The organism is Acinetobacter sp. TUM15064 (assembly GCF_008980265.1).
Lineage (GTDB): Bacteria > Pseudomonadota > Gammaproteobacteria > Pseudomonadales > Moraxellaceae > Acinetobacter.
The window spans coordinates 1-5337 of record NZ_BKFU01000111.1 but is presented as its reverse complement, the minus strand read 5'-3'; the positions used below and the strand labels follow the sequence as shown (position 1 = coordinate 5337).

General features: G+C 38.7%; 8 protein-coding genes. 6 read left to right on the top strand and 2 right to left on the bottom strand.

Annotated features, from left to right (window positions below):
- The first annotated feature begins 402 nt into the window (after nt 1–402).
- Entirely contained in the window at nt 403–807 is a 405-nt protein-coding gene (locus GBI16_RS17570) for a hypothetical protein (RefSeq protein ID WP_228146996.1), read from the top strand.
- A gap of 85 nt (nt 808–892) precedes the next feature.
- Here GBI16_RS17570 and GBI16_RS17565 read toward each other — a convergent pair whose 3' ends face one another.
- Nucleotides 893–1423: a hypothetical protein gene (locus tag GBI16_RS17565; protein ID WP_228146995.1), complete on the bottom strand. Its 531-nt coding sequence runs from the start codon at nt 1421–1423 to the stop codon at nt 893–895.
- A 27-nt stretch (nt 1424–1450) separates the two neighbouring features.
- Between GBI16_RS17565 and GBI16_RS17560 the strand changes: the two genes are divergently transcribed.
- From GBI16_RS17560 to GBI16_RS17545, 4 genes are all read left to right on the top strand, one after another.
- Complete coding sequence (locus GBI16_RS17560; protein ID WP_151707571.1) at nt 1451–1744, top strand: hypothetical protein; 294 nt, start codon at nt 1451–1453, stop codon at nt 1742–1744.
- Nucleotides 1745–1896: 152 nt separating this feature from the next.
- Nucleotides 1897–4086, top strand: a complete 2190-nt coding sequence (locus tag GBI16_RS17555) for a TonB-dependent receptor (protein WP_151707570.1) — start codon at nt 1897–1899, stop codon at nt 4084–4086.
- Nucleotides 4087–4195: 109 nt separating this feature from the next.
- Nucleotides 4196–4477 carry a type II toxin-antitoxin system RelE/ParE family toxin gene (locus tag GBI16_RS17550; protein ID WP_086209418.1) on the top strand — a complete coding sequence of 94 codons (282 nt, stop codon included), beginning with the start codon at nt 4196–4198 and terminating at the stop codon, nt 4475–4477.
- A gap of 18 nt (nt 4478–4495) precedes the next feature.
- The gene (locus tag GBI16_RS17545; protein WP_086209417.1) at nt 4496–4780 is read left to right on the top strand and encodes a HigA family addiction module antitoxin; all 285 of its coding nucleotides are present in this window, start codon (nt 4496–4498) and stop codon (nt 4778–4780) included.
- 19 nt (nt 4781–4799) lie between these two features.
- On the opposite strand, the gene GBI16_RS17540 is transcribed toward GBI16_RS17545, so the two are convergent.
- A complete protein-coding gene (locus tag GBI16_RS17540) occupies nt 4800–5021 on the bottom strand; it encodes an excalibur calcium-binding domain-containing protein (RefSeq protein WP_151707569.1) in 222 nt (73 codons plus the stop codon).
- A 90-nt stretch (nt 5022–5111) separates the two neighbouring features.
- Between GBI16_RS17540 and GBI16_RS17535 the strand changes: the two genes are divergently transcribed.
- A partial coding sequence (locus GBI16_RS17535) for a hypothetical protein (RefSeq protein WP_151707568.1) occupies nt 5112–5337 on the top strand: 226 nt, incomplete at its 3' end.

Below are 5337 nucleotides of genomic sequence, written 5' to 3'. Positions count from 1 at the left end.
GTCTCCAGTTCGAGTCTGGATATACCTACCAAGATTCGTTGATATTTTAACAGATTAAAGCCCACTCAAAAAGTGGGCTTTTTGTTTTCGGGGAATGGCGTAATTCCCCAATGTGGAAAACTCGTTCATTTAAACTTAAAAACGATGATTAATGGTAGCTAAATCAATAACTACTTGGACATCTATTCTTATTTCATCTGGACATTTTTTCTGTTTCAGTCTTAAATGAGACTATACAAAACCGTGGAACATTGTTTAATAAGTAATCGTGGAACATAATAAACTATTAAAAATCCTAATACATCTGGGTTGGGGTTCATCAAGTCAATTAATACATTGAATTATATGAAATAAAAAATGAATTACGTATAACGTGTATTATGTTAATTTTAGCAAAATTAAATGTTAATTCCTTTAGAGATCACTAATTCAATGTTCAGACTTATTATTCCTATCCTTTTAATTATTAGTCCAATTACCTATGCTGGCTATAATGTGTATATAACAAAAAAAGAATTTTATCTTAATGATGGTGAATGTATTACTAAACAAGAATGGAATTCATATTTAGAAACAGACCCAACAATAACGGTAGATCTTCAAAATTCAGAAGAGGACTTTCTTATATCCATTGATGAACAAGAGTTTTCTCTATGGTATGACCGTAACTCGTGTGACTTACTAACGAAAAACCCGACACCTGAAGCTATTGATAAAATGATTAATATATCAAAAAAGTTAAAAGCTACTGTACAAGGTGAAGAATCAGAAATTTATCTAACTCCTAATGATGTTATTAAAAGATAAGTGAACTCTATTTAACAAACTGGCGATTATATGAAATCAAAAGCTGATGATCCATGAAATGGAAGCATCAGCTTTATTGGCAAGACTAACGATAGCTAATCCGCTCAGGTTTAGGCGCTTCGTGACCCTCTAAATAGTGATCCGTCATCTTCACAGTTGCGTGACCAGCCAGCGCCTGTGCGTACTTCTTTCCATACTTCTGCGTGATGTTATAAATGCCTAAGGCACGTAAGTCATGTAGCGATGGTCGTTGGTTTAGCTCTAAGTGATCATACGCACCAGACAGGTCCCGATACTTTTTAAACTGCTTGGTAATGTGATCCTCTGTCACAGCAAAAGGATGTAGTTTTGCATTACGGATTTGCTCGTTAATGTGGTCTGGTCGCGTTGCAATCAGGTAAGGGCAGCGTAGTCGCATAGAATGCTCTATACACTGCAATACGACTTCGCGTAGCTCAGGATGCATATCCACTTCAATAAACACAGGTTTGTCGTAATTCAGCGATTTATGCTGAAGTATGGTCATGGTGTTGTCTTTGATGTTAATGCTTGAGCGTTCCATTACCACCAGATCGGCACAAGTGATAGTGTCGGGACTGCAATCGCATATTGGCATGATAAAAAGGGCGCCAAAAAGCATGAGGTGAAAGTTGGTGATGGAGAGCCAGTTAAAAGACTCAGGCATATTTATCAGGATGCTAAAAGCGCACAATCAGCAGCTCAAGCATCATTAGATCAATCACGCCGTGGTGAAGAACGGTTAAGTTTGAATTTACCAGGTAATCCAGAAATTACGGCCGAGAAGCCACTTACTCTTGTGGGGTTTCGGGAGGGGATCGCAGGAGATTGGATTATCGAGCAAGCAACGCACAGCATTGATAAATCAGTTGGATTTAAGACGAGCATTGAAGCAATGAAAAGGTTGAGTGGTGGGTAGTCTAGAGATAGCCTTAGGTAGAACAATTTCGTAGAAGCCTCATTTCGATATAAATCGTAGAAATAAAGTAAATCCAAATAAAAGTTTTTACATTAATAATATTAATGATTACTATTTGCATCAATATTAATGCTTACCATTGAGAAATTAGAATGCGCTTGTCACACTTTAGTCTTTGCCTGCTTACGGTAGCTATTTGTACCCAACTTTATGCTGAAGACACAGTAACAAATAGTACTACAACACAAAATGCTGAAGCTCAACTTCCAACGATTGTGATGACAGCAACACGTACTCCAAAAAGCATTTCTGAAATTGCTGGAACTGTGCAAACCATTTCAGCTGACGAAATTTCTCAACAGGCAGGACCAGGGCGTAAAGTTGCCGATATTTTGGCTCAACTTGTACCATCTTTAGCACCAAGCAGTGGAACCAGTAGTAATTATGGCCAAACTATGCGTGGTCGTAATGTACTGGTGATGATTGATGGCGTATCACAAACAGGTTCTCGTGATGTGGCACGTCAGCTGAATAGTATTAGCCCGAATATGATTGATCATATTGAGGTGGTTTCAGGTGCAACCAGTATCTATGGTTCTGGCGCAACAGGCGGGATTATCAATATTATTACCAAACGTGCTGACAAGTCTGAGCCTGTTAGCTTTCAGACCAAACTAGGCGTGACATCAGCCGATAATTTCCGTGGTGACAGCCTCGCTTATCAAGTTGGGCAAACGGCTTCATTTGCAAATGACAAAGTCGATGGTTTTCTTGGGATAGATTATACCAATCGTGGATCTCAATTTGATGGTAATGGGGATCGTATTTCATTAAGCCCTTGGCAAGGCAGTACGATGGATACTGACACCATTGATGTGAATGGTCGTTTAAACTTTAATTTAACTGATAATCAGAGTTTAAGTTTTGGTGCTCAGTATTATAAAGATGAGCAAGATACAGAATATGGACCAGATTATTCGTATTTACTGACCAAAACATCCCCATCTTATAAAGCGATCAAAGGTTGGAGTTTAGATAATCAGCCTTTTACAGAACGCTATGCTTTTAATACACAATACCAAAATCAGGATTTCTTAGGGCAGGTTTTGAATGTCGAAGCATACTATCGCAATGAGAAGTCACGCTTTGTACCTTATGGCTATTCAAAAGATGGTACGAATGTTAAGCAAAGCCAGTCGAATGTGGACTATGCGGGTATTCGTACAACCTTACAGTCAGATATGAAAGTGGTAGATCGAGATCTAAAACTTACTTATGGTCTGGATTATGACTGGGAAAAAGACCATCAGTGGGCGGACTACTACACGCCAAGCAATAATGGCTTAGTCTATACCCCAACAGGCGAAAAACAAGGTTCAGGACCAGATACTGAAATTCAGAATATTGGTACCTTTATACAAGGGGACTATGCATTAACAGATCAGCTTAATATTCAAGCTGGGGTACGTTACCAATATGTTCAGGCTGATACAGATAGTTATTTAACTGCGCGTACACCATATACTTTAATGGCTGCTGATTCGACGGACTCTGATAAATTCCTATTTAATTTAGGTGCGGTCTATAAATTGACGGATGCGCAGCAAATTTATGCCAACTTCTCACAAGGTTATAGCTACCCAGATGTGCAACGTGTATTGCGTGATGTTGCCGCATATACTTTAACCACGTCTGGTATCGCTCCAATCACGGTGAATAGCTATGAACTAGGCTGGCGTTTAAACCAAGACACAGGTTTAAATTTGGGTTTAACAGGTTTCTATAATACCTCTGATAAAGTCGTTCAATTTAACTCAGATCGTTCTGTAAATGTTGTTGATACAGATCAGCGAGTTTATGGTGCTGAAGCAACAGTAAGTTATCCATTTATGGAGAACTACAAAGTGGGCGGTACATTAGGTTATACGCGAGGCCAGTATAAGGACGCTACCAATAATTGGCATGAGTTAAATGCCTTTGCTGTTTCACCGATGAAAGGTACATTATTTGCTGAATGGAATACTGCAGAAGGTTATGGTGTACGTACCCAAATGTTGGCAATTAAAGGAACTGATAAAGCCTATAAAGATGACCTTGCTCTAAAAGCTGCTGGAATTACTGATGCAAATAGTGCGGCTGAGATTAAAGGCTATACCACGATGGACGTATTAGCACATTTCCCGTTAGCAAAAGGGCGAGTGGACTTTGGCGTGTACAATGTATGGGGCAAACAATATAAAACGGTATTTGCTCAACAGGCAGCAGTGACCAATGCGAACACATTGTTAGCGATTCCTGCTGAAGGTAGAACTTTCGCATTAAGTTACACAATTAATTATTAAGAAATTGAGCGCCGTGAGGCGCTTTATTTTTATATGAGGTTTTTCTCTACACATATCTTTCATAGTGGTGTATATTGTATATATACGCTATACGAATGGATGCTAAAGCTTGATTAAGAGTTTTAAACATAAAGGTCTTCAGGCTTTTTTCCAAACAGGTACAACAGCAGGTATCCAAGCAACGCATTCTTCTAAATTACGTTTGATTCTTGCGGCATTACATGCTGCATCTACAGTGAATGATTTAAGGACTCCACCAAATTGGCGTTTACATAAGCTCAGTGGAAACCTACAAGATCAATGGTCACTCACTGTAAACGGTAATTGGCGAGTAATTTTTAAATTTGAAGATGGCGATGTCTACATCGTGGATTATCTGGACTATCACTAAGGTGTAGGAGTACGAACTATGAATATGATGTTTAATGCACCACATCCTGGCGAAATGTTGCGGGAATACATAGGTGAAACCCCCGTGACTGAAGCTGCTCAAGCGCTAGGTGTTACTCGAGCAAATCTATCTCGTATTTTGAATGGTCATACAGGTATTTCAGCAGATATGGCGATTCGTTTAAGCGAGGCTTTAGAAACGTCACCAGAGTTTTGGTTGAATTTACAAATGCAGCATGATTTATGGAACGCAAGTCAGCGTCAGCGACCAGTCATAAAGAAATTGGTTCAGGATTTTGCATAATAGAGCGCCGTGAGGCGTTTTATTTTTTCTTCTTCGGGCACTTCTTACCATTTCCACCCGGCAAACAATCACATGCTTGACCATCGCCGTCGCGGTCTAAACTTTTCCAGCCAGTTTGTCCTGATTTTTTGCGTTGTTCATACCATTTCTGTGCTTGCTGCTGAGTAGAAAAGTCAGCACATTTTTTTGCATAAACTTGGATGGAAGGGAACCCCAAAACTAAAATGAGTAAAAAATTCATAATTTTATAAAATTCATAAATTTACTTGAAATGCTAACATAAATTTAAGATGATTTAGTACAACAAGTACTTATTAATTATTGGAAGTTTATGTGGGAATTCATTCATAAGATACTTTTACTTTTTGTAGAAAGAAAAAATAAATTTCAGAACGCCGAAGAAAAACTAGAACGTAGAATCAAATATTTTGAGGATATTAAAGCAATAGATGATTTAAAGGTTGATGATGCTGAAAAGCGAGCAAGAAAAAATGCAGTGGCGCAGGCGCTTGTAGGCAGCCAACTTGTCTCATATCGGTTGATAGACTTTTTGATCA

Bases quoted from the DNA above. Each gene is read 5' to 3' on its own strand.
- GBI16_RS17570 (WP_228146996.1), top strand. From the start codon at position 403: ATGTTAATTCCTTTAGAGATCACTAATTCAATGTTCAGACTTATTATT.
- GBI16_RS17565 (WP_228146995.1), bottom strand. From the start codon at position 1,423: ATGCCAATATGCGATTGCAGTCCCGACACTATCACTTGTGCCGATCTG.
- GBI16_RS17555 (WP_151707570.1), top strand. From the start codon at position 1,897: ATGCGCTTGTCACACTTTAGTCTTTGCCTGCTTACGGTAGCTATTTGT.
- GBI16_RS17545 (WP_086209417.1), top strand. From the start codon at position 4,496: ATGAATATGATGTTTAATGCACCACATCCTGGCGAAATGTTGCGGGAA.
- GBI16_RS17540 (WP_151707569.1), bottom strand. From the start codon at position 5,021: ATGAATTTTTTACTCATTTTAGTTTTGGGGTTCCCTTCCATCCAAGTT.